The organism is Aromatoleum evansii, from assembly GCF_012910805.1.
Lineage (GTDB): Bacteria > Pseudomonadota > Gammaproteobacteria > Burkholderiales > Rhodocyclaceae > Aromatoleum > Aromatoleum evansii.
In genome coordinates this window covers 90901-113225 of sequence record NZ_WTVK01000008.1, presented here as the reverse complement: position 1 = coordinate 113225, position 22325 = coordinate 90901, and the positions used below count along the sequence as shown (strand labels likewise).

The window sequence follows — 22325 nt, the reverse complement described above, 5'->3', positions numbered from 1 at the left end:
AGACCCCAGCCGGGGATTCTGGTGGCTCCGCATTTCATTTCCAGGAGCCACCATGCAAACCCAAACCACTCAGCAGTTCCCGACCCACGCTCGTCTGGGCGACCTTGTTCTTGGCCCGAACCCGCGCCGCGGCAAGAACCCGGCGAACGAGGACATGCGTGCCTCGATCCGTGTGAAAGGCGTCATCCAGCCCGTGCTGGTGCGTCCCCTCGGAGATGGGCGTCTCGAGCTCCGTGCCGGTTTTACCCGTTACGGATTAGCGAAGGACGAACTCGGCGAGGACTACCTTCTGCCGATCCACGTGCGCGAGATGGGAGACGAGGAGGCCGAAGAATTCAGCCTCATCGAGAACGTCCAGCGCGGGGGGATGAACCCGGCCGAAGAAGCTGAATCGGCAGCCCGCATCCTTGCGCGCGTCAGTGGCGACCGCGATGAGGCGGCCCGCCGCCTTGGCTGGAATCGGCCGACCCTGGAGAAGCGCCTCGGTCTGATGAACGCCGTCGATGCAGTGCGCGATGCCCTCGTGGACGAGAAGGTCAATCTCGGTCACGCGGAACTCCTCGCCGGACTCCCGAAGGACAAGCAGCCGGCGGTGCTGCAGATGCTTCTGGGCGCACCGAAGATGCCGACCGTTGCGGAGTTGAAGGACAAGATCGCGGCATTGGCACAGAAACTGGGCGATGCGATCTTCGACAAAGGCGACTGCGCCGGTTGTGCGAACAACTCAGGCAATCAGCAGGCGCTTTTCGGTGAGGCCATCGCGGACGGTCACTGCACCAACCGCGAGTGCTACACGGCCAGGACCGAAGCGGCCCTCGAAGGGATCAAGGAATCGCTCAAGGACGAATACCCGGAGATCCGGATCGTGCGTCCCGGCGAGAACTTCACCGTGATCAAGCTCGTTGCCGATGGTGACACGGGCGTGGGCGAGGAACAGGCCAAGCTCTGCAAGGCCTGCGGCAAGTTCGGCGCAGCCATCTCGGCGGTGCCCGGAAAGACCGGCAACGTTTATCGCGGACTCTGTTTCGACAAGGACTGCAATGGCGAGAAAGTGAAGGCCCGCCAGAAGCTCGCAGCCGATGCGGCCAAGGCGGCGCAGCAGGCGGAAGCGGAAGCCAAGTCGAAGGGTGCAAGCCCTGAGAAGGCGGCTGATGCGGGCAAGGCGGCTGCAAAGAAGGTCGCAGCCGAAAAGGCCCCCGCGGCGCAAGCGCAGGACTCCAGCCGGGTGAAGGAATACCGGACGAAGGTCTGGCGTCTCGCGTTGTGGCAGCAGTTGGTGCGCAATCCGCAACTGAACGACGAAGTTCTTCTCGCACTGGCGCTTTCGGGCAACGGTCGCAACATCAGCGGGAAGAAAGTCCAGTTGGTGTATGAGAAGCTCGCCGGCGAGAAGCGTTCGCCACTCGACATCGCGGAAGCGATGGACTTCACGGCAGCTCTCGAAGCGGATGGCCGCAAGCATCTGCGTACCGCGATCGCCGCGTCCGTGGCCGAAGGTGTCGAGGAGCATGCGTTGATCAAGCTCGTGAAGCGCTGCAATACCAGCCTCGCCGAGAGTTGGAAGCTCAACGACGAATACCTCAACTTGCTCACCAAGAGCGAGATCGAGGTCGTCACCGAGCAGATCGGCCTGAAGGCGCATCTCGAGGAGAAGGCCTACGCCAAGCTCTTCACCGGTAAGAAGGACGAGATCGTGAAGAAGGTACTCGCGGTCGAGAACTTCGACTACGCCGGCAAGATCCCGGTCAATCTGACCTGGGACAAGCAGTGATCGGGCAACCGCTCACTGCAACCGCAACGGACATGAACGGCAGCGATGCCGCTTCATGTCCTGCGCGGACACAGATCATGCCGTGAGGCATGTAACGCGCGGCGCCCGAAGGGGTGCTGCACAACTCAACCCTGCGAGGGCTCGTTCCCTCGCAAGGGGGATGGGTCTTCGCAATTTTCAAGGAGACCCAAAATGAGAATCCGATTCAACAAACGTGTCCGGGACTCCTTGGCAGAAGTGATGAAGTCGGTCGCCACCTACGGTAGCGTCGGCTTTACGTTACTGTTGGGCGAGGAGATGCTCAAGGCTGAAAGGGCTTGGGCATTCGTGGTCATCACTGTGTGGTATCTCTTCATGCAGGCGCTGGCGCACGTCATCCTCGCCTGTGAGGATGAGGACGACTCGAAAGGGGCGTGATGTCTCGTTCGTGTCATGTGTGCTAGTGGTCTGCGTGACCAGAAGGCCAAACAGAAGGAGAGCTGCACAATGTCGCTCTTGCAGGCAATTTTCACTTCAATGGGGCTGATTCTCGGGGCATCTGCATTGTGCACCGTGATTAGCGTCCGTTCTGCCAAAGAGGACCGTCGCGTGAAGGCGGTCGGACACTAACCAGAAGCAAGGAAGTCGCTTCCTGATACACCCCTCGGGTGTATTGGAAAGCGGGTTTCCAACGGCGCATTGATGCGTCGGAATCGGTAGCTGGATCCACCGGGCGCAAGCCAAAGCCAGCCTTTCAAAAAACCACCCCGCGGGGCTATCACGGCCCCGCTCCTGGGGTCGTGGTGTCTCCGCATTGTTCAGGAGATCCACCATGTTTTTCACCAGCATCCACAAGCTCCTCGAGAGTGCCGAAGCAGTCACCGTCATCATGGTTCCGGCTGACGAGGGTCGCGTTGCGATCACCGTTGCTCCCAAGATGAAGGAAAAGTCGGACCCGACGCTGGCCCGTCCCATCTCGCTCATCGGCACGCCCGAAGAATTGGATGCGGAGTTCGGACAGTTGATCGGACAGTTCCAGTCCGTGCGCAAGACGCTCGCCGAGCAGTTGGCGGCAGCGACGGCCGAAATGCAGGTAGCGGCGAAAGCCAAGGCCAGCACGAAGCCCGCAAGCACGGCAAAACCCGTTGCCCCGGCCACGCCGGCGGCCGTGTCGATCGCCGATCTGGAACCCGACGATGAATCGGGCGAAGGGGGCGACGACAACACGGGAACGGAGAGCGCAGCCGGTGGCACCACGCCCGCAGCTGCAGCGCCCGCGGCTCCCGCCGGCGGCCTTGATCTTGCCTCTCTGCTCTAAGGGGAGGTGACGATCATGGCCGTCCAGCAAGCCGTCCGCGTGTTCCGTTTCAACGGCATCGAGTTGCCCGACCCGGGCGCTCACATGAGCCCCGATCAGGTCCGCGATCTCTACAGCGCGAACTTCCCGGAACTGGCCACTGCGGCTGTCGAAGGCCCCACGGCCACCGGCGATCGCATGGCCTACGAGTTCCGTCGCGCCGTGGGCACGAAGGGGTAATCCATCATGCGTTCGCTCAGAGAACGGCTCGAAGCCGTTGCACGAGGCGAACAAGACGAAACGGGAGGGTTGAAGAACCCTCCCGTTGTCTTGTCCAAGGAGATGCATTTATGCGCAGCGACCTTGCAGAAGCTGGTCACCGCCTCCCGGCAGTCGTCACCGGCGAATCGACTCACCCCTCCCGCTCGGGCATTGCCGTTGATTGTCTGAGCATTCCGCGCGCAAGCGCGGTCAAGGCGGCGGTGGAAACCCTCGATGAAGCGGATCCCAAGTATGCGGGGCTCGCGCTGCATCTGTTCGACCTCGGGCTGCTGTCCGAGTTGGACAGGGAGGTCGCATCGATCCCGCAATTACTGGGGAGGGGCCTGACCCGTTGGATGACGCACTGCGTCGGGGAAACCTCGCAGGTGAACCGGATCAACGGGCGCATCGGGCTCACGCTCGATGGGGCGATGAATCACGACTACGGCAATACCACTGTGCCGGATGACGAGGACCCCACGTATCTCGTCCTATGGCACGAAGAGAACGATCGCATCCTGTGCGTGGGCGACGTCATGATGCAGCTCGAATCCATCCTGCCCGGTCTGGGGGAGACGATTTACGCTGCCATCGAAACGGCGTCCTACAAGACGGTTGGTGCTTTCACGCCCAACCGGGCGTTTTATGAAGCGCAGTGCCTGTACTGGCAAGGTGTGGAGACGGACGACGATCTGCGTGAGGAGTTCGAGCTCAATTATGGGGAAAGCTGGCGTGAGGAGATGGCCGATGAGGACATCTTCTGGCCCAGCGACTTTCGTAAGAGTTTCCCCGTCGCATGGGTGCTCAACCCATCGTCCCGCGTCTCTGAGCGCAAGCTAAAGAAGCTCGCCCGCCGGAATCCGCTGGCGTGGGTGCGCCGTCTGTGCACGCTGACGCTGACTATGCACCAACTGGTGCGCGACGGGGCATTGCTCGAGGGCACTCAGGAGTTTCTAGATGCCGAGTCCGTGTACTCCTCCGCGATCCTGCGGTGGAACACGGACGATTGTGTCGAACGCGTCGCAGACGATTTCATCCAGCGCGCCAACGATAGTTCCGACTGCTACACGGACATCGTGTCGGTGATGGAAGTCCCCATCGAAAAAGAAGCATTCCTGCGCTGGCAGCAACAGGTCAGCAAGGGGCTTCGCCTTTACCAACTGCTCGACGCGGCGCTTGCCGTCGTCGCCGAGCAAAACCAGGAGATCGAAAATCATGATCGAAATACAAGCGCAATCCGATGCGATGACGCTCGCGCCGTCGAGCGCGATCGTGCTGTATGCGCAGAAGAAGGCGAGCTCGTATGCGCCTAGCACCGCATGCTACGCGACCGTGCATGACGTGACGGTGCGTGAAGGGGTGCCGCAGTTGGGCGCCGGGATGGCGGTGTCGCGCGATGGATTGATGGCGCTCTTCCGGGGGCTCGATCCGCAGCGCACCGAAGTCGCCAGCCTCACCCCGACGCGCGTGCTGACTCAAGGTTCGCGCTGGATGGTGTGGTACTGCGCGCCGTCCAAGCGCCGCGTCTGGTTTCGGACCAGCGACGGCATTGGCGAGCAGAACGCGGAGGTGCCATTACCGGGCCTCGTGTTCGCCGTCGGTCCGTTGGGCTGGCATGTGTTCGCGCTGAAGTCGGGGCGCCGCCCTGGCGCATCGACCCGGCTCTTCCAGGTGCCGTTCTACAACGTCTGGCAGGGCGGAAAAATCTGCACGGGCAGCACGCGCACGCCGCAAGGCGACGCGCGGCGCGATCCGGCAGCATGGGAGCGCGCGTTCTTCGAGTCCGAGTTCACGCACTCGAACATCCACAACGCGCCGCTCGTCTCCTACAAAGGCGGCGCTGTCGCGTTCTGGAAGGCGTTGCTGCGGGGGAAGAAGTTCGAGACGTTCCCCAAGGACGTGCTCATCGATGGCGGCATGACGCTGGGCCAGTTCATCTCGGAACTCAACCGGGGCCTGCAAGATGAATGAGCGCGATCAACTCGTTCAGGCCCTCACCCCCACGGTGATGGTGCCGCGCTTCGAGGCCTTCGAGCCGCTCGACCGTCCCGGCCACCGCTTTCTGGTGGTGGCCGACGGGCTGTGGCTCGAGGTGCGCCGTTCGTGGCTGTACGCACGACAGCGCATCGCGCGCCAAGAAGCGGTCGCAATGCCCTATGGGGTGTTGGCGCCCGCGATCACCTTCCTGTGCCCACCGATTCCTGCCGCCATCGTGCAGAAATTCTCGGCGCTCGCGCGTCGGGAGTGCCCACGCGAAGCGGCGGGCTGGGTGGTGTGGAACGAGAACACGGGAGTATTCGTGTTCCGCGAAGTCGAGGCGATCACCGCCTCGGCGGGCCACATCCGCTATCACCGGCCGATGCTGGAAGCCGGCGAGCATCTCGTCATGGACTGGCATTCGCATGGTTCGGGACGGGCATTCTTTTCCGGTACGGACAACCGGGATGATCGCGGGGAAGTGAAGGTGAGCGGCGTCCTCGGATGCTGCGACCAGGAGCGGGTGGATATGGTCATCAGGCTATGTCTGCTCGGGACATTCATCAGACTGAACGCCCGCGTGTCGGGCGATCGCATCGTGTTCGACGAGGCCGTCGAGGACGCAAAAGGAGCGAATCCATGGAACACTTCATTCATCCCGGCCTGCTGAACAGACAGGTCAAAGTGGTGGTGGTCGGAGCCGGCGGCACGGGTTCTCAGGTCATCACCGGACTGGCGCAGCTGGATCGCGCCATGCGCTCGCTCGGGCATCCGGGTGGGCTGCACGTCACGGTGGTCGACGACGACACGGTGTCGGAGGCCAATGTCGGGCGGCAGATGTTCTGGCCGAGCGATGTGGGCTTGCCCAAGGCGGAGATTCTCGTGCATCGCATCAACCTCGCCATGGGGCTCAATTGGCGTGCTTCCGTCAGCAAGGTCGGCAGCCTCGACCTCAGCGGAGCGGACATCGTGGTTGGGTGTGTCGACAACCGCGCAGCGCGCAAGACGATCTATGAGACGACGCGAGCGGGGGCGTACTGGCTCGACATCGGCAACCGTGCCGAAGACGGTCAGTGCATCCTGGGGGAGATCCCGCAGAGGCATTCGCCTATCGAGCGGGATGACCGGCTGCCGACGGTGGCCGAGTTCTACCCGGAAGTCATCGACCCCGCGTTGGACGGAAAGGACGACACGCCGTCCTGCTCGCTCGCCGAAGCCCTCGAAAAACAGGGCTTGTTCGTCAATCGCGGCGTGTCACTCTATGCATTGAACCTACTGTGGCGGCTGTTTCGTCACGGCAGGCTCGATCACCATGGAGTGTTCATGAACCTCGCCACCGGTCGCACGGCACCCTTGGCGGTCGATCTGGCGACGTGGGAGCGCATGGGTGTGCTTCGCACACCGCAAAAGGAGGCCGCGTAGTTAGCGGTCCAAGGGAAATCGCCACAGGCGGTTTCCCGATGCGCCGAGAACATTTTCGGTGTATCGGGAAACCGCTTTTCTTTTGTACTCAGGGAGTCAAGCGGCCATGACCGAAGTCATCGAGATCAAGGACAAGGTAGAGGTCAAATCCGTTGATGATGTCTTAGTCATCATGCCGATCCCCCTCATAATTCGCGTCATCGAGGAGCGGGTCGAGGATGCGTATAACAAACTCGTTACTCCCACTGGACAGGTCAAGACTTGGGCACTGAATGCGCTGCGCAGTTCGGCGGAAGGGTTCAAGCTCGAGGAGCTTTACTAGGGGTCAGCTCACGAAACGGAAAAAATCGTACGCTAAGCCTCGCCAGGCATTCGTAGCGGCCGGAACTTGCCTTGCTCGACCTGCTTGTTCTGCCGCCAGATGTAGTCTCCGGTCAGATTGATGTGCTCCCAGCCCAGCGGCGAGAGGTGCGGTAACAGCTTCTCGTCGATATCTTTGCCCGAGTCGCGCAGCGCCTGGACTGCCCGTTCCAGGTAGACCGTGTTCCACAGGATGATGGCAGCCAGCACCAAGTTGAGGCTGCTGGCGCGGTAGCGCTGGTTCTCAAAGCTGCGGTCGCGGATTTCGCCGAGGCGGTTCAGGAACACCGCGCGGGCCAGTGCGTTCTTGGCCTCGCCCTTGTTCAGGCCAATCTGAACGCGGCGACGGGGTCCCGCTGGCGTCAATGAACCGGTGAAGGTCAGCGACCCGAAGCCGGCGACCTCACCGAACCACGATCCCACCCTGCTGCGCGCGCTCGGGCGCGGCCTCTACTGGCAGCACCTGCTGGACGCAGGCATCGTCGCTGACACGGCAGAGATCGCGGCGCGGGAGGGACTCCATCGGGTGACGGTCAATGACACGCTGTGTTTCGCCCAGCTCGCACCTAGCATTCTGGCGGCGGCACTCGATGGGTGCCTGCGGCGAACATTCTCTCTGGAAAAGTTGCAGCGATATAGTATCCCCATGGATTGGGACGCGCAGCATCGACTGATGATGCAGCCTTCCTGAAAACCTGCGCCAACGGGAGCAATCGGAACGTGACGTCCTGCCACTGAGCACTCCCTTCGGAGTGCGATTGCAGCATCTCCGGAGCAAGTAGTGGCGCGCCCTATCTCAACCAACGTCTGGCTCCAGCTAAGAGCCCGATGGAGGCGACTAGCAAGGCTATTACCGGCGGTTCATCAACGGAATTAAGCGGCGTATTAGTGATGAAAGCCACATCCTCGTACCCCGGTTGAACGATGACATCGACAAATCGCAATGGAGAATTAATGGATCCGATTATGTCGAAGAATGCCAACTCGCCCTCGAAGACCGCACTGCCCTTGCCAATCTCGTTGAGAAATATCCGATCCGCACTGATACGAGGGTCCTCACTGAATGGAGTTGTCTCATAGCTGAGATTTAACGTCGATTCCGTAGTCGCAATCCACTCACCGACGCCAGGGATAACAATGTCTCGCGTAAGCGTGACTTCGAGCGCATAGCGATCGGTTCCGACAAAACCACTACCGTTGAAGAACCCGAGCGACCCAATTGTAAATGTGCTGGGTGGAACTGCACCGCTTCCCGCGAAGCTTGTCCCTGAGAAATTGATGCTATAGCCTGCTGTGTTGATTGTAGTCCCGCCGCCGGAAAATGAGCCTGTCGTGGTGAAGGTGGTTTGCGCCAATGGTGTTGTTAGAGCTGTGACGTAAGTATTCTTGACATCTGTAGTCTGACTGATGTCCTGAGCAACAGTGCTCGCAAATGCTTTTGTGGCTGACGCCAAAGCGGATGCTTGGCTGGCCATTTGATTAAATTCCTCTGAGGCCAGCACCAGCGCCCCGGCCGCTTGCGTTGCTGCAATGATAAGGAAATTTGTTGCTGGATCGATCGAAGGTGAAAGGTCGGCGACTAAGTTAAACAGTGCCTCGGCCCGCGCCTCTGCAACGCTGCTGGCATCAGTCATCCTATTTGCGAACGCTTCCAGAAGAGCCGCATTCGAATCCGCCAATGATTTGATGGACGTGAGTTCAGCGAGCGTAGTATTTAACTCCATGGCGGCTTGTTCTGCAGCAGTTCGAATGCTCGGATCCACTGCGACGCCGACGTAGATAGCAATCGGCGGGACGACAGGATTGACATCGTACGCGCCGACTGCCTGATTGAACGCGGACTGGTAGCTGTCTAATGCAGTTTGTTGCGCCGAGAGATCGAATGCACTGATCGCTTGTGCAATTTCTTGGACAGTGTCCGCTTCGCTAACCGTATATATTGTTTTGACATTTTGTATGAAATTGTAAGCTTCTATCGCAATTGCAGTAGTTTGCGCGACGACTTGTTGCCTAGAGGTGAGACTGCTACTTGTCGATAGAGTTTTGAGACCTTCTGCAACGTAGGCTTGCTGCAAGGATGTGAGTTGTCCCAAGGTACTAGTGGTATTGAACGTCCCAATTTCAAATAGCGGTGCTGGGTCAAACAGTAACTCTGCTCTCGCCGTAGGCGCGAAAGTAGCTGCCCCACCGAGGACTATGGCGACTACAAATGCACGCATGATCATTGCCCCTCTATCAAAGCAAAGCACAGAGTACGGAGACCGTGATTCTCGAGTCCTCGAATGCTTTGGAACTACGATTCGAATAGTTGCTGCCTCGCCTCGGGGGCCGCTACGCGTTCCCCCCGTGTCGTACACTGGGCCTGAGCATTAACTGCGCCACCTGTTGTTTTTGCTTCTAATTCATTTGCGTAGAGCCCGCGGCAACGTCACCCGACTCCACGCACTGGCTACCTTGTAAGAATTTCCGACGCGTCCATGCTGGTCATGGCGAACGCCTTGCCATCTTCGGCCCCAACTTGTGGATGCAGCCATTGATGGGGTGCTGCCCGGACGGCTCTCCTGGCCTCGCTACAAGACAGGCAACCCGGTCTCCTGGTAGCCAAAGCGAGAGCGCACCCAGTCCGGGTAAATCAGCCGCAGCAGCCTTGTCGCTTTCCATGCTCCTGGACGGGGGCGCATGCACGGCTTTCGAACTGATGATGCGACGCGGTGACAACCCTTATCAGCCCGAGGCTCAGGGCCTCGATTGCGTCAGGATCGCAATCGGCTTCGGCAGCCGCAAAGTCGTCGAATACATGCGAAAGAACGGAATCTCGTAGTGCAGCACTCAGTGGTTGCTCGATCCATTGCGAGGGGGCAACGTGCAAGCACCGACGACCGCCCCGCGCTTGCCACCCGACCTACCGCTCAAACCTGCGGGGGCAACCCGTTGAAAAATATAGGGCGGCTACGAAAGTCGCCTTTCGCAGAAACAGAGAACGGAGAGCAGAGAGGCAGGAAAACGCCCTAAACGAGGGTGCCGCGGCGGTAGCCGCCTATCGCACGACTTCGGCAACCCGCGCTAACACTCGCGTTTCCAGCAGACGTGAAAAAGGCCCGAGCAACGTCTGGCCTTTGGAAAGTGGTGGTGCGGAGGAGGGGCGAAGTCCCGACCTTTACGCCAGATGTGCCGCTCTGCCCCCCCCTTTCTGACGTCTGCCGCCACCCGGTGAGGGCGAATGGCTTTTCAACGACTGAAAGCTGTCCTTCGCGTCACGAGCAATCAGATGGCGGCTCGCGGTCGCTATGCAGAGATTTACATAGCGCCCCTCCTGCATGTCATGCCTCGCAGGCGCAGCCTTGCACTGCTGCTAGGTGAAAGCCGTCGCGCGCCTTAGCGTACGATTTCTTCCGTTTCGTGAGCTGACCCCTACTAGGATTCGCGCGTCCGGTGATCAGCCGCCCCCCTCGCGTGCGCATTCAACGCGGTAGACCTCATTCCACTTCTTGTTTTGCATCATGTCGCTGTTAACGAACGCCAGACGTATATGATCAACGTCGAGCGCCGAACCTACCGACTGCGCCCGTTCGATCGTCGCCTCGGCCCGTTCATCCAGAACGCCATAGCCAACGGCAATGGCAAAACGACTTGTCCCGAGTGCCAGCGCGGCATCGCAGAGCGTCTGGCCCGTTAGACCCGTGTCATAGATCGGCCGGCCGTAACGACCGATGTCGCGGCTGTTGAACACGACCAAACTGTGTGAACCCGGTAGCGCGTCGAACACGACGGCCGGCGCCACCGTCCCGGCAGAGAACGGAACCCACCGATTTTCGGAGAAGGTCATCATCCTTCCTCTGTCAGTCGTAGCGCCCACGAAGATGGCGCCGGGCTGCCCTACATCCGCGGCGCGGATCCGAGCATGCGCCGTGGCAACCTCCCATTGGATTACTGTTTCGCCTACGTAGTAATCGCCTTTTTCGATCGTCAGGCTGTGCGCGTGGGCGGCGGGGATCGAAAGCGCCGCAAGGAGCGTGGCAAGAAAGGATCGCATGTCGCGGACTCTATGCATGATGAGAGTCTCCATCTTCGCCGAGTTCGTCCTGACAAGCACGTCGCCAAAAGACCGATTTGTCGACGTTTCTACGCAGGAACTGACAGCCCGGCGAAATAGCGTTGAAGCACGGGCGACAACATGGAGGTAGCTTCCAGCACGGCGGGGGCGAATTCACGAGAGGAGCTCAATGCGCTGCCGATTCGTTCCGCCCGCATGAGGTTGGCTTCGTATAGGAAGCGTGACGCCCGCATGGCCCCGCCGGCTGGATGCCCGTCCTGTTCATTGCGCGTCCAGGCTACGAAGTCACGGTCGAATGGACAGGCCAACACGAGTTGCTCGCGCGCCCGAGTCGCCCCAACATAAAAGAGGCGCCGCTCATCCTCAATGTCCGCATCGGACGCAGGGAACACCCCCTCGGCAAGCTCGGGCAAGATGACGCACGGCCATTCCAGCCCCTTGCTGCGGTGGATGCTGGTGATCAGCACGCCCGCATCCACATCGGCCGCTTCGCGCGGGTGGTTGATCTCGCAGAACGTCTCGTGCAGGGAGCGGGCGCTGTGGCCGTGGGCGTAGCGAACGACCGATCGCACCATGCGCAGTCGTGCCTCGCGGTAATCGTGGCTCGCGCCCGACTTGGCAATCCAGCCGAGCAGGCCTGTCATGCGGATCGCGTCGCGCAGGAGCGCCTCGGCATCGGCGTCAGGAGGGGAGTCATAGGCGCACTCGAGCATAGCGAGCATCTGAGCGCGCACCCCGGTCAGGGCGTAGCCCTTGGTGGAGCAGGAGTCGACCAGGTAGCGGCGCACGAGCGCCGGCGTCACGGCCGGATGCTGCGCAAGCTGCTCGGTGAGTGCGGACAACTCTTCCCGGCGCAGGTAGAGTGATGGCACCGAAAAGGCCGAACGCAACAGGGCCGCGCGCTGTGCGCCTGTCCAGTGCGTCGGAAAGCGGCCCTTGGCGGCGGCGAGGATCAGCGGTAGATGCAGGCTTTGCACCTCGGGCCACTCGACAAAATGTGGGGCACCGACGATCTGGAACGGGATCCCCTTTTCGCGCAGGGCAATCTCGATCGGCACAGCACTGGCGAACTGGCGCACCAGTACGGTGACCTCCTCGTGGCGCCGCCCCTCGGCAACCCAACGCTGCACCTCCTCTGCGACAATCGTGCCACTCGTGCCACCTTCCGGGTGCATGCGCACCGCGATTTGCGTATTCGGGCACGATGGGGCCGAGATGCACAGTTTGTCGGTGCGAGCGTGGTTGTGCGCGATCACCGAGTTGGCGAGCATCGACAGGGCGTGTCCGTAACGGAAAGTGCGCGTGAGCGCATACCGGCGCGTGTCCGGAAATTCGCGCTCAAAAAGGCTCACCATGTAGTCCGGCCGCGCGCCGCGCCAGGTGTAAATGGTCTGGTCCTCGTCGCCCACCGCCATTACCTGTGCGCGCTCGCCGGCGAGCAGACGCACCAGCGCCATGCCCGCGTCGTTGATGTCCTGGAATTCATCGATCACGATGTGATCGAAGCGATGGGCTAGCGCGCGCCGGATGCGGGAATCGACGCGCGCGGCGCGAACCGGATCGCTCACGAGATCGCCGAATAGACGCACCCGTCGCTGGGCCCGGAAGTGCTCAAACACCGGATAGGCCGACAAATGCAGGGCCGACACGGATCCCTTGAGATTGGCCGGAAGCTGCTCGCCGTCGTAGAGCGCGCCCTTGAGTACATCCATCGCGCCGAGAAGTTCGTCGACGGCCTCGCTAGTGATGTCGATGCGTTGGCTGGCCTCGCGGCGTAGATTGACGAACTCAAGCACTTCGCGCCCGAGCGGTGCCGCCTGGGCCTCATCGAGCAGATACGCCGAAGCGAGCAGGCCTGCACGTTCAAGCTGCCGGCACAGCGACTGACCGTACGCGTGGAAGGTCATGACCTGTGGGTTGGGCAGATGAGGCATGCGCTGCGCGAGCCGGGCAGTGAATTCCTCGGCCGCGGCGACGTTGAACATCAACACCAACACCCGATCGAAGGCGCAGCCGTTCTCGACCAGGTAGGCGACGCGCTCGACAAGCGTCTGGCTCTTGCCCGAGCCGGCGACGGCGCCGACGAGGGCGTGCCCGCCGGGGTGATGAATTACGGCCGACTGTTCGGAGGAAGGGGAGAAGGGAAAGCGGCTCATGCTAGATCGTCATCGAGATCGGGTTCGAGAGTGGCCCAGCGCGGCAACTCGACCACCGAACAGGCGTTCTGATAGCCGTGCCAATCGCCGGTCTCCTGCAGCCGCTTGAACGCTGCCGCACCGCGGCGCAGCTTGCGCTCCCCATTGGCCAGAATCGACTGGCCGGCGGTCTGCAGCCACACGCCATGCGGCGGCTTGTCTTCGACGAAGCCGAATACGAACGGCAGGCGGCGACCGAAGTAGGCAGCGACTCCCCGCACATACAAGGCCGCTTGCAGGTCGTACTCCATCTGCACAATCTGACGAATCGCTTTGTGCGGGCGGGCGTCATCGATGCCCTTGAGATCGAAAATCACGTTCGGATGCAGCGCATCGGCACGGATGCGCAGATTGACCCCGAGTTCCTCGTCGTACCAGAAGATCGACTTCTCGGTTTCCGACGCGCGCAGCATCGCCCAAAGCGGGATCTCGTCGTAGGCCTTCACCGCATCACGCATCCCATTGGCGGTGTCCATCTCCGACTTGTTGAGGATCGTAAAGCCGGCGTGCTGCGCCTGAAACTCATCCCATACCTTGCCTTGGCGACGCCCCGGAAAGGCGATGAACTCCTTGGCGAACCGATCGGGTTCGAGGACGGCCGCATGGTAGGCCGAGTACGGGTTGAGCGAGTCGCCATCGTCCTTGGTGAGATAGGCGAGGTAATGCGCCGGCGAACGCAAGAGCTTGAGCATCCCTGAGTGAGACAGGTAGTTTCGGCAGGCGTGGTAATCCTCGTTGCTGATCTCGACCGCATAACAACCGGGGGTTGCTCCCGGCGTGACCGCGATCGCGCCCTTGGGCGGCTCGAAGACGGGGGCCGGCAGGATCGTCTGCTGCGTCTCGCCGACTTGGATGTCGGCATCATTGAAGAGATCGCGAGCGGCATTCATGGTCGGGTTCCTTGTTGGTGGCTTGTATCCAAGTTACCGGGAGAGCCCTCTCATTCAAGCCCCCAAACGCTGCAGGGCGGGTAATTGGTGCGTGAACCTGTCATTTGCGTGCGCAAATTGCCTTGAAGTCAGGAGTACATTCAATTCATCTCTTGAATCGGCTCTCGAAGCCCGTAGATTGGGTTCCATGCAAACCAACATCCCGATTGCCGCGGCGGCGGCCAACGACATCGCATGGCACTGCGTGCTGCCGCGTAGCGACGTCCCGGACCTTTTTCACGCAATCTTTCGAGCCGCAAACCTGCCGGGCCACGATGAACTGGATGCGGGCGTATGGCGCCAGTACGACGAGCTCGACCATCTCATCCATGAAGTGCGGGGTTTGAGCGGGGTAGTGTCGGCCCACGCCCATCCGCTCACGCGAGCCCTCATGGAGCAAGCCTTTGATCTCTTCCCCGAGGCATTCGGTCTGCGCGCGGCACTCAATGCCGCGTAGAAAAAAGCACCCATCATCAGAGAAATCACTTATCCACAGATTCTGTGTATAGCGCTGTGGATAACACGGAGCCCGACATGAGCAACACGGAAAAAATGAACGATCAAAACTGGAGCAGGGCGCCGATCGAAGCCATCGCCGCGCTGCGCTGCGCCAGCGCGGTAGACACCCTTTGCTGGGTGCGAGATCGTCTGAACGCCGGCGAGGACGGGGAGCTCGTAAGACTGATCTACCAGCGCGAGCAGGACCTGGCCGGCCGTATCGAAGCTGCCGTGCGGAACTCGATCGAGCATCAGGTCTATCGCATGGGGCGCTCGAACTACCACTCGCACCTGTTCTCGCTCCCGGTCTTGATCGAATGCGATGCCGAGGTGCCCCACGACGCGCTCGATCTGACGGCCGTGCTGCCGCTGCTCATGCGTGCGCTGCGCGATAACGGACTCGCTGGGCGCAACGGAATGCTGCTCAACCACATCGTTGAGCATTCCCGGCTCGCGCACCTTGGGCCAAGCGATCTGTATGGGCTTGGGCGAGAGATGTTCATGTGCTCGATGGCCGCCTCGAGCGGCCAGGCTCGCGGACAGGGTGGGCGCCTGCGGGCGCTGAGCCAGGCATCCGAACCGCAATCCCACGAACGCCCGGGGGGCGGCACGATGATCAGCGGTCATTTGGTCGGATGCGTCTACAGCACGCGGGCGGCAGACACGCATCTTGAGTCCATGCGTTGTGATTCACTGTTGCCGCGGCTGCGCGCAATTCTTGAATTCGCGTTGTCAGGCCCGATGCCGGTGCGCGTCCGACTCGGCGCACCGCAGCCCATGTGCGCCGCCCTCGCATCCGCGCGCCAGATGCATCTGCAGACCCTCGTCGACGACATGCTTGCCTCCGAACGGGCGTCGGATGACCACTTGAGCGCGCACATTGCGATCGACATCGAGGCGGCGCACGTTGGCGAGCGATTCCTGCAGTTCGAGTTGCGCCGGGGCGACTTGCCAATGGTCGCTCTTGGTGCGTCCCTGTCGATGCATGAGGGGCCGGCCCTCGACGACATCATTCGGACGCTCAAGAACCAAGTGACCGAATATGGGCTTGCAGAACTCGAAGTCGAGTACGCACAGAACAGAACACTGCACTAAATGGTGGGGAAACCGGCCTTTTAACGAGGCCACTTTTCCGTTGGGGCGTTCTATCCTGATTCTTGGGTTGAAACGACGACGGAATAGCGGTATGCGTACACGCAAGCAGCAACGAGGCATCACGCTTCTTGAGATCCTGGCCAGTCTGGGTGTCATGAGTCTGCTGGCTGCGGGCCTCACGACGATCACGCTGTCGTCCGTGGAGGACAGCAAGAGCCAACAAGCGGCGCTCTATCAGTCGCAACTGACGCGGGCGATCAAGAACTGGCTCGGAAATCCGGTCAATCGCAATGCGGTGGCCGCGACCGCCACGACGACCACGCCCGTAAAGGTGACCACCGCGCAGCTCGCGCAGTGGCTGCCCCCCGGGTTTGGTGCGGCGAACTCGTATCGGCAGACGCCATGCGTGATGGTCTACTTCAACTCGGGCGCTGACCGGATCGATGCGGCCATCACCACCGAGGGGGGCGACGCGATCGACGACGCCCAGCTCGGCTATGTCGTCACGCATGCCGGCGAGGGCGCGGGCGCCGTGTATGCCCTCGCGCCAACCATCGCGCGCGGACCCTACAACAGTTGGGCGACGGCGCTGGCGAACTACACCACCGCGGTGGCCACCCGCCGCTGTTCGGGTACGCCCGCCACGGCAGGACGGCTGATCTCACTCCTCTCGATGGATCGCAACGGCACCAATGTCTTGGGTGGGGCAGGTGAGTGGCTCGCGCGCAACGCGATCGCCGGCCGCCCCGACTTGAACCGCATGAACACGTCGGTCGACATGAACGGCAACGACGTGGCGAATGCCCGCGACCTCAATGCGACGCGTTGGGTTGCATCCGCCGGTGGAGTCCTGGCCAACAACGACGTCATGACGGTCAACGGCAACCTGTATGCGCCGAACGGCAATATGGCGGCGCGAGACGGCTTCCTGACGGGACTGACGCTGCCGACCGGGCGCGTGGCCCGCCTTTCGCAAGGCGTGTATCACTCGGATGTGGTGCCCAATGGTACGCCGGTGAACAAACAGTCATGCCCGTCCGGCTCCCCCCAGCTTCACGCGTCTGCCGTGTCGATGAGTACGAACCCTCCGATGCCGTTCTTCGCCACGTCCATCGTCGATGTGTCTGGGGTCGGCTGGCAATGGCGGCCGATGCTGTTTCTCTACACGCAGTCGGGTTGGATCGCTGGCGATCCGAATTACACGAGCCTGAATATCTCGATCAAGTGCTCATAACCTGGGAATAGGGTGAAAAGAACATGAAGAAGAACCTGTTGTACTTGGTGCTTGTGGCCGCATCGGGTTTCGCGAACGCCGGCACCACTGCGGAAACACTTTCGGCGCAGTACACGACGGCCGTGAGCGGTGTCTCGGGACAAATTTCGGCCGCGAAAACCGCGGCGGGAACCTGCGATCTCACCGGCTGCGGTTATGTTCGGGGGTTGCCGTATATGCCCACTCCGCCGAGCACCGACGGAGCGAAACTCGCACACATGCTCGGTTTGGCCGATCACTGGCCGAGTTATGTCGCGTGTGCCGACTACGCCGGAGATGAGCGCCTGCTCGTCTTGTTCGCGCAGTACGACACCGGAAATGTCAAGTATGTGAATGCAGGTGATACGTATATCATCTTCAGACCCGATGGAGCATATAAGTCTGGAGCCTATGTCAGAAGCTGCTCGGGGAAGAGCATCTTCACGTTATTGGGTGAGGGCAAAGCCTTCTACTGAGCACGCCGCGCCCCTGAACAAAATCCACAAGGCCGCGCAGTCCGTTCGGTGGGCTGCGCGGCCTTTCTTCGTGGGGTCGCAGTGGGTAGCCGGTGACGCTACACGTAGTGCGACCAGCACGCTGCGACGCCTGAAAGAGTGATGGGGCGGCGCCCCTTGCGGAACGCACGCCCCATCGTGTGAAACAGCTCAGAATCGGGTGCGGTACCCGAGCGCGACCATGTTCTCGGCGTCGGCCTGGGCATTGTGGCCGGGATCGACCGTACGGCTGAGATTGATCTGCACGACAGCGGTCTTGCCAACGTGGGTTGCCAGCGCGAACTCGATGCTGCGCTCGCGCCCGCTGGGGGCAAGCTCCGAACTAAACGCCGTACGCAGCACCTTGCCGTCGATCGTGCGGCCAGTCGGTACGCTCAGGTGCGCGACGCCTGAATCGACACGCAGCGGCGAGCTCCCAACCAATGCGGCATGCAGGCCCTCCGTTTCGTAAGTCGCTCCGATCGCGAACTGGCTAGCCCGGATGTTCGTCACGCTGTCGATCAGCCCGGCACCGCCGACATTGGACATCGCACCGCTTTCATACCGGGCGAACATCGTCGCGCCGGGGAGCGGCAGGATGTCGAGGCCAATCGTCTGGCTCACGAACGGCGTGCCGTCGCGGAACTGCAGTGCGCCAGTCGCTTTCGTGCCGAGCATCGCCTCGCGCTCGATAAGGCTTGCGATGCCCGCCGAAAGTCGCATCCAGTCCGCAGGCACATAGCGCAGGGTGACTTCGGTCCGCGTCGCCGACTGATCGCCGCCGTCCAGACCTGACACGGTATTGTTTGCGCGCCACACATCGAAACCGAAGGTCAGGTGCTCGATGCCCGATGCGACTTCGCCTGAAACGCCGGACACTGCGAGGTAGTCGCTCGCGATGGCGCCATTGCCGTTGTAGGAGAGCAGATGCAGCGAAGTGAGCCCGTCGGGCATGGCTGCCGGATTGCTCTCGCCGAAGCCGAAGCGATAGCCCGTGACCTTAGTGTCGCCAGTCTGGAAACTCATCGCCGCCGCGGCCGAGCCGTCGGCATTCATGCGCACGAAGCTCTCCTGCGAGTTACCGAACTCGTCGCTGACGCGCTGATACTCGGTGTGCCCCCGGAGCATGCTGGACCCGAGTCCGCCGAAGCGGGCAAGCGCCGTTTGCGCGGGCGCCATGCGCAGCGTGACCAGGTAGTCGCGGCCGTAGGCGTCGAACGACGCCACGGGAAGACGACTCAGGCCGTCAAAGGCGTCGCCGAAGGCCATCGATGCGGCGAGGCCCGTGCGGGCAACAGGCACGGAGGGGCCGGCCACCTCGTCGGATAGCGCCATCGACAGGGTGCCGACGGGGTTGAGCGCCGCCACTGGATCGAGGATGCCACGGCCCATGTAGAACGCACCGCAGTTCATGGTGCCGCTGCCTCCGCACGTGTTCTGCGAGTACAACGGGTCGGAGCGGCGGGCCGTGTCGAGGATGATCGAGGCGGTCTGGGGTGCGGTCAGGTGCGGCCATTTCGAGATGATGCTCGCTGCAACACCCGAGGCAACGGCCGCAGCCGGCGAAGTGCCGTCGACCTGGCGATAGGTGCTGTCGCCCGTGCCGTGGGCTGCGCCGATCGTCGTGCCGGGCGCGAGCACGAAACGCTCTTGCAGAAGGGTATTGCCGCCGGGGTAGTCGCTGTCTGTGTCGCGCGCCGTTTCGGCTTCATTCAGCCGGCCGACGACCAGCATGCGATTGCGGATGTCGGCAAGGTCCGTGCGGCTCTCGAAGAAGAATGCGCTCGGGACACGGACGTCGGTGATGTTGAGGCCGCCGTTGCCCGCAGCATTCACCCACAGCGAATCGTAGGTGACGATCGACTGATAGGGGGCAATCGCGTCCGGATGCGATACCTGCCAGCCGGAGTTGCTCGAATTGATGACGCGCGCCCCATTTTGCGCCGCGTAGGACACCCCGTTAGCCAGGGTCAGGACGCTTCCGCCGGCCACGTCCATTCCCTTGACGATCATCAGCTTGGCATTGCCGCTATAGCCCTGGGTCTTGCCGGCGACGATCGAGGCCATCGCGGTGCCGTGGAACTGGCTATCGGCATCATTGACGTTGGAGCTGCCGTCGATAGCGTTGTAGGTGGAACTCACCACGCCGCCCGAAAATTCGTTATGGGTGAGTCGCGCCCCCGAGTCGACCACGGCGACGGTAACACTCGCCCCCCCGCTGATCGTAATGCGATCCGGATTGGTCGATTGCGATGGCGGCGGGGGGCTCGGATCAAGGATGCGACGGATCGCAGGCGAACTACCTCCGCCCATGCAACCCGCCAACAGCGCGGAGAGAATTGCCACATAGACGGGGGTGAGACGAAAGTGATGCATTATGAATCTCCTTCTAAGCAACTCTCCGGAACTCCGGCAATCCGGCAATCAGCTGGCGCCCATAGCCCTTTGAGACAATCCGACTATCGAGGATCGTGATTCGACCGCGATCCTCTTCCTTACGAATCAATCTTCCCACCCACTGGACCAGAATCAAGCTGGCATTTGGGAGGAATATCTGCGAAAACGGATTCCCGCCACGGCTCTCGATCCATTCCGAAATCGCTTCCTCGAGGGGCGAGTCGGGAGGGGCAAAGGGCAGCTTGGCGATGATGACGTGCTCGCACAGGCGACCGGGCAGATCGAGGCCCTCGCCAAGTCCGGACAATCCAAAGAGAATGCTGCGCGACCCGGAAGATACCCGATCAATATGCTCGGCGAGAAGCGCGGGGCGCGATTTCGTGCCTTGCATCAGCACATCGACCTGAATTGGCCGGGGCAGCGCCTTGTAGACGTCCTCCATCTGGCGGCGCGAGGCGAAGAGCATCAGAGCCCCGGCATCGACCCGCTCAAGAATCGACGGCAGCACCTGAATGATCTCTTGTGTGTGAGCGGCCGCATTCTTCGGATCGGCCTTCATGCGCGGGATATGCAGCTCGCCCTGCTCGGGGTAGTTGAAGGGCGAGGTCACCGCGACGGCCATCACTTCGGGAAGCGTCGACAAGCCCGTATCGCGTAGAAACGAGTTGAAGTTGCCCAAGGTGCGAATCGTCGCCGAGGCGAGCACCACCGACGCGGCCTGTGTCCAGACGTGACGATACAGGGTGCGCGCCGCCGAGATCGGCGACAGATTCACCACGTAGTCGCGGCCCTCGTCCCGACGCTCGACCCAGCGTGCGGTGGGCTCGCCGTCCCCGTCCTCCGCGCAGAAATCGGTCCAGAACTCGGCGAGCGCGTCGATCCGGCCAACAAGGGGGCTCAGGTCGCGCAACACCACTTCGCCGCTGGTCGCGGAGATACGCCCCTTTTCAAGCGCTTCGGCGAACGCCTCGGTGATCATCGTCGCGGATTCATGAAACTCGTCGGCGTGGGTGCAGATGCGGCGCGCAAGCTCCGCGCTGCCGGGGTCGAGTTGCCCGAACGGATAGCGCAGCACGCCCTTTTCCGAGAAGGCCTCGCTTCGCTTGAGCGCGGTGGCGAAGTCCTGCATGGCATTCACGAGGGCTTTGGCGCAATCGCTCAACGCATTGACGGTAATGGGGTCCGGCAGCATCGCCGACACGCGCCCAAGCAGGCTCGGCGCACGCTCGATCCACTTTGTCGCCGAAACCAGGTGCGCGTTCTGCGCGAAGCGCGAGATCGCCACTTTGGGGAGATGGTGCGCCTCATCAAAGACTATGATCGCGTCCTTGAGCTCGGGCAGCATGTGGCTGTTCGAGGCAAGGCAACTCAGTACATAGTCATGGTTGGCCACGATCACGTCGGCCTTGAGCATTGCCGCCCGCGAGATCTGGAACGGGCATTCGTGGTAGGCAGGGCAGCGGCGTCCCGTGCAGCCGGGCGAGTCGGTGCTGATGCGTGCCCATAGGTCGTCGGGCACCGCATCGCTCAGCGCATCCCGATCGCCGCTCCAAGCCTTGTCCACGAGCTTGGCGCGCATGTCGCGCAGCATCGTGATCTCGCGCTCTTCGGGTCGGCGGTCCCATACCGCATCACCGAACAGCCCTTCCTGCTCGGCATCCCCGGCCAAGGCGTGAAGCCGCGACGTGCAAACGTAGCGGCGCCGGCCCTTGCTGAGATGGGTGGTGACCGGGCGGCCCAGCAAGGCCACCATAGCCGGTACGTCGCGAGTCGCCAACTGCTCCTGCAGCGCCACCGTGCCGGTGCTGACGATCACCTTCTTGTCGAGCTGCTTGGCCAGCGCCAGCGCCGGAACGAGGTAGCCCACGGTTTTGCCGACGCCGGTGCGACCCTCGACCACGACGATGTTCTGGCCGGCAACTTGCTCGTCTTCCTTGAGCCGCGCCCGGCCGAGCGCATTGGAGATCGCCGCGATCATTTCACGCTGCCCGACGCGCGGCTTGAAGCCGGGCAATTCGGTACTCACGCGCGAGTAGAAGGCGCGTACGGCCGATTTCATGTCCTCGGTGAGCATCAGGGGTTCCCGTCGACTGGCTGCCACGCATAGCGGCGCGGATCGTGATTGTCGGGAACAACCTTCTCGGCCACCGCGAACTCGTAGCGCAGCGCGGGAGCATCGGCGGGCACGGCAAAGAAGTGCCGCTCGGGCTGGTAGTCGAAGCTCTCGCCCACATCGCACAACACGACGACGGGCTGATCGCCGAGGACGGTTTGCGCGCAGACGTGCACGCCGGGGAAGTCGAGTCGTTGTTCCATGAGAACCAATTTCCCATGGATGCCTCGC

21 protein-coding genes and 1 pseudogene are annotated in these 22325 nt (G+C 61.9%); 14 read left to right on the top strand and 8 right to left on the bottom strand.

Annotation, left to right across the window (positions count from 1 at the left end):
- Positions 1–52: 52 nt before the first annotated feature.
- The 9 genes from GO615_RS05805 to GO615_RS05765 all read left to right on the top strand — a co-directional run bounded on the left by GO615_RS05805 (position 53) and on the right by GO615_RS05765 (position 7029).
- Positions 53–1771, top strand: a complete 1719-nt coding sequence (locus GO615_RS05805; protein WP_169126094.1) for a PRTRC system ParB family protein — start codon at positions 53–55, stop codon at positions 1769–1771.
- Between the two features lie 192 nt (positions 1772–1963).
- Positions 1964–2188 (top strand): hypothetical protein, encoded by a 225-nt coding sequence (locus GO615_RS05800; RefSeq protein WP_169126093.1) that lies wholly within the window; start codon positions 1964–1966, stop codon positions 2186–2188.
- A gap of 394 nt (positions 2189–2582) precedes the next feature.
- Complete coding sequence (locus tag GO615_RS05795) at positions 2583–3068, top strand: PRTRC system protein E (RefSeq protein WP_169126092.1); 486 nt, start codon at positions 2583–2585, stop codon at positions 3066–3068.
- A 15-nt stretch (positions 3069–3083) separates the two neighbouring features.
- Entirely contained in the window at positions 3084–3287 is a 204-nt protein-coding gene (locus GO615_RS05790; RefSeq protein ID WP_169126091.1) for a PRTRC system protein C, read from the top strand.
- 110 nt (positions 3288–3397) lie between these two features.
- Entirely contained in the window at positions 3398–4621 is a 1224-nt protein-coding gene (locus GO615_RS05785) for a PRTRC system protein F (protein WP_169126090.1), read from the top strand.
- Entirely contained in the window at positions 4554–5279 is a 726-nt protein-coding gene (locus tag GO615_RS05780; protein WP_169126089.1) for a PRTRC system protein B, read from the top strand. Before GO615_RS05785 ends, GO615_RS05780 begins: the two co-directional genes overlap by 68 nt.
- Positions 5272–5955: a PRTRC system protein A gene (locus tag GO615_RS05775; protein ID WP_169126088.1), complete on the top strand. Its 684-nt coding sequence runs from the start codon at positions 5272–5274 to the stop codon at positions 5953–5955. Before GO615_RS05780 ends, GO615_RS05775 begins: the two co-directional genes overlap by 8 nt.
- A complete protein-coding gene (locus GO615_RS05770) occupies positions 5925–6707 on the top strand; it encodes a PRTRC system ThiF family protein (RefSeq protein ID WP_169126087.1) in 783 nt (260 codons plus the stop codon). Before GO615_RS05775 ends, GO615_RS05770 begins: the two co-directional genes overlap by 31 nt.
- A gap of 106 nt (positions 6708–6813) precedes the next feature.
- Complete coding sequence (locus tag GO615_RS05765) at positions 6814–7029, top strand: SPFH domain-containing protein (protein ID WP_169126086.1); 216 nt, start codon at positions 6814–6816, stop codon at positions 7027–7029.
- 32 nt (positions 7030–7061) lie between these two features.
- On the opposite strand, the pseudogene GO615_RS05760 reads toward GO615_RS05765, so the two are convergent.
- Positions 7062–7415: pseudogene (locus GO615_RS05760) on the bottom strand (Tn3 family transposase); the annotation flags it as partial.
- Positions 7416–7440: 25 nt separating this feature from the next.
- Between GO615_RS05760 and GO615_RS05755 the strand changes: the two are divergent.
- Entirely contained in the window at positions 7441–7758 is a 318-nt protein-coding gene (locus GO615_RS05755) for a site-specific recombinase resolvase (RefSeq protein WP_169126085.1), read from the top strand.
- Positions 7759–7858: 100 nt separating this feature from the next.
- Here the strand turns inward: GO615_RS05755 and GO615_RS05750 are convergent, their stop codons facing one another.
- The 4 genes from GO615_RS05750 to GO615_RS05735 form a co-directional block, all read right to left on the bottom strand.
- Positions 7859–9292, bottom strand: a complete 1434-nt coding sequence (locus tag GO615_RS05750; RefSeq protein ID WP_169126084.1) for a hypothetical protein — start codon at positions 9290–9292, stop codon at positions 7859–7861.
- Between the two features lie 1211 nt (positions 9293–10503).
- Positions 10504–11133: a hypothetical protein gene (locus tag GO615_RS05745; RefSeq protein WP_169126083.1), complete on the bottom strand. Its 630-nt coding sequence runs from the start codon at positions 11131–11133 to the stop codon at positions 10504–10506.
- A 56-nt stretch (positions 11134–11189) separates the two neighbouring features.
- Positions 11190–13277, bottom strand: coding sequence for an ATP-dependent helicase (locus GO615_RS05740; RefSeq protein WP_169126082.1), 2088 nt, complete (start codon positions 13275–13277; stop codon positions 11190–11192).
- Complete coding sequence (locus GO615_RS05735; protein WP_169126081.1) at positions 13274–14206, bottom strand: PD-(D/E)XK nuclease-like domain-containing protein; 933 nt, start codon at positions 14204–14206, stop codon at positions 13274–13276. Before GO615_RS05735 ends, GO615_RS05740 begins: the two co-directional genes overlap by 4 nt.
- A gap of 187 nt (positions 14207–14393) precedes the next feature.
- On the opposite strand from GO615_RS05735, the gene GO615_RS05730 reads away from it, so the two are divergent.
- The 4 genes from GO615_RS05730 (at position 14394) to GO615_RS05715 (ending at position 17566) form a co-directional block, all read left to right on the top strand.
- A complete protein-coding gene (locus GO615_RS05730; protein WP_169126080.1) occupies positions 14394–14702 on the top strand; it encodes a hypothetical protein in 309 nt (102 codons plus the stop codon).
- 77 nt (positions 14703–14779) lie between these two features.
- Positions 14780–15838: a hypothetical protein gene (locus GO615_RS05725; protein WP_169126079.1), complete on the top strand. Its 1059-nt coding sequence runs from the start codon at positions 14780–14782 to the stop codon at positions 15836–15838.
- A gap of 91 nt (positions 15839–15929) precedes the next feature.
- Complete coding sequence (gene pilV / locus GO615_RS05720; RefSeq protein ID WP_169126130.1) at positions 15930–17072, top strand: shufflon system plasmid conjugative transfer pilus tip adhesin PilV; 1143 nt, start codon at positions 15930–15932, stop codon at positions 17070–17072.
- Positions 17073–17095: 23 nt separating this feature from the next.
- Positions 17096–17566 carry a hypothetical protein gene (locus GO615_RS05715; RefSeq protein ID WP_169126078.1) on the top strand — a complete coding sequence of 157 codons (471 nt, stop codon included), beginning with the start codon at positions 17096–17098 and terminating at the stop codon, positions 17564–17566.
- 189 nt (positions 17567–17755) lie between these two features.
- Here the strand turns inward: GO615_RS05715 and GO615_RS05710 are convergent, their stop codons facing one another.
- The 3 genes from GO615_RS05710 to GO615_RS05700 form a co-directional block, all read right to left on the bottom strand.
- Entirely contained in the window at positions 17756–19897 is a 2142-nt protein-coding gene (locus GO615_RS05710; protein WP_246262171.1) for a S8 family serine peptidase, read from the bottom strand.
- 76 nt (positions 19898–19973) lie between these two features.
- Positions 19974–22055, bottom strand: coding sequence for an ATP-dependent DNA helicase DinG (gene dinG / locus GO615_RS05705; protein WP_169126076.1), 2082 nt, complete (start codon positions 22053–22055; stop codon positions 19974–19976).
- On the bottom strand, positions 22055–22297 hold the full coding sequence (locus tag GO615_RS05700) for a hypothetical protein (RefSeq protein WP_169126075.1): 243 nt from the start codon (positions 22295–22297) through the stop codon (positions 22055–22057). The genes dinG and GO615_RS05700 overlap by 1 nt, the downstream gene beginning before the upstream one ends.
- Between the last annotated feature and the right edge of the window lie 28 nt (positions 22298–22325).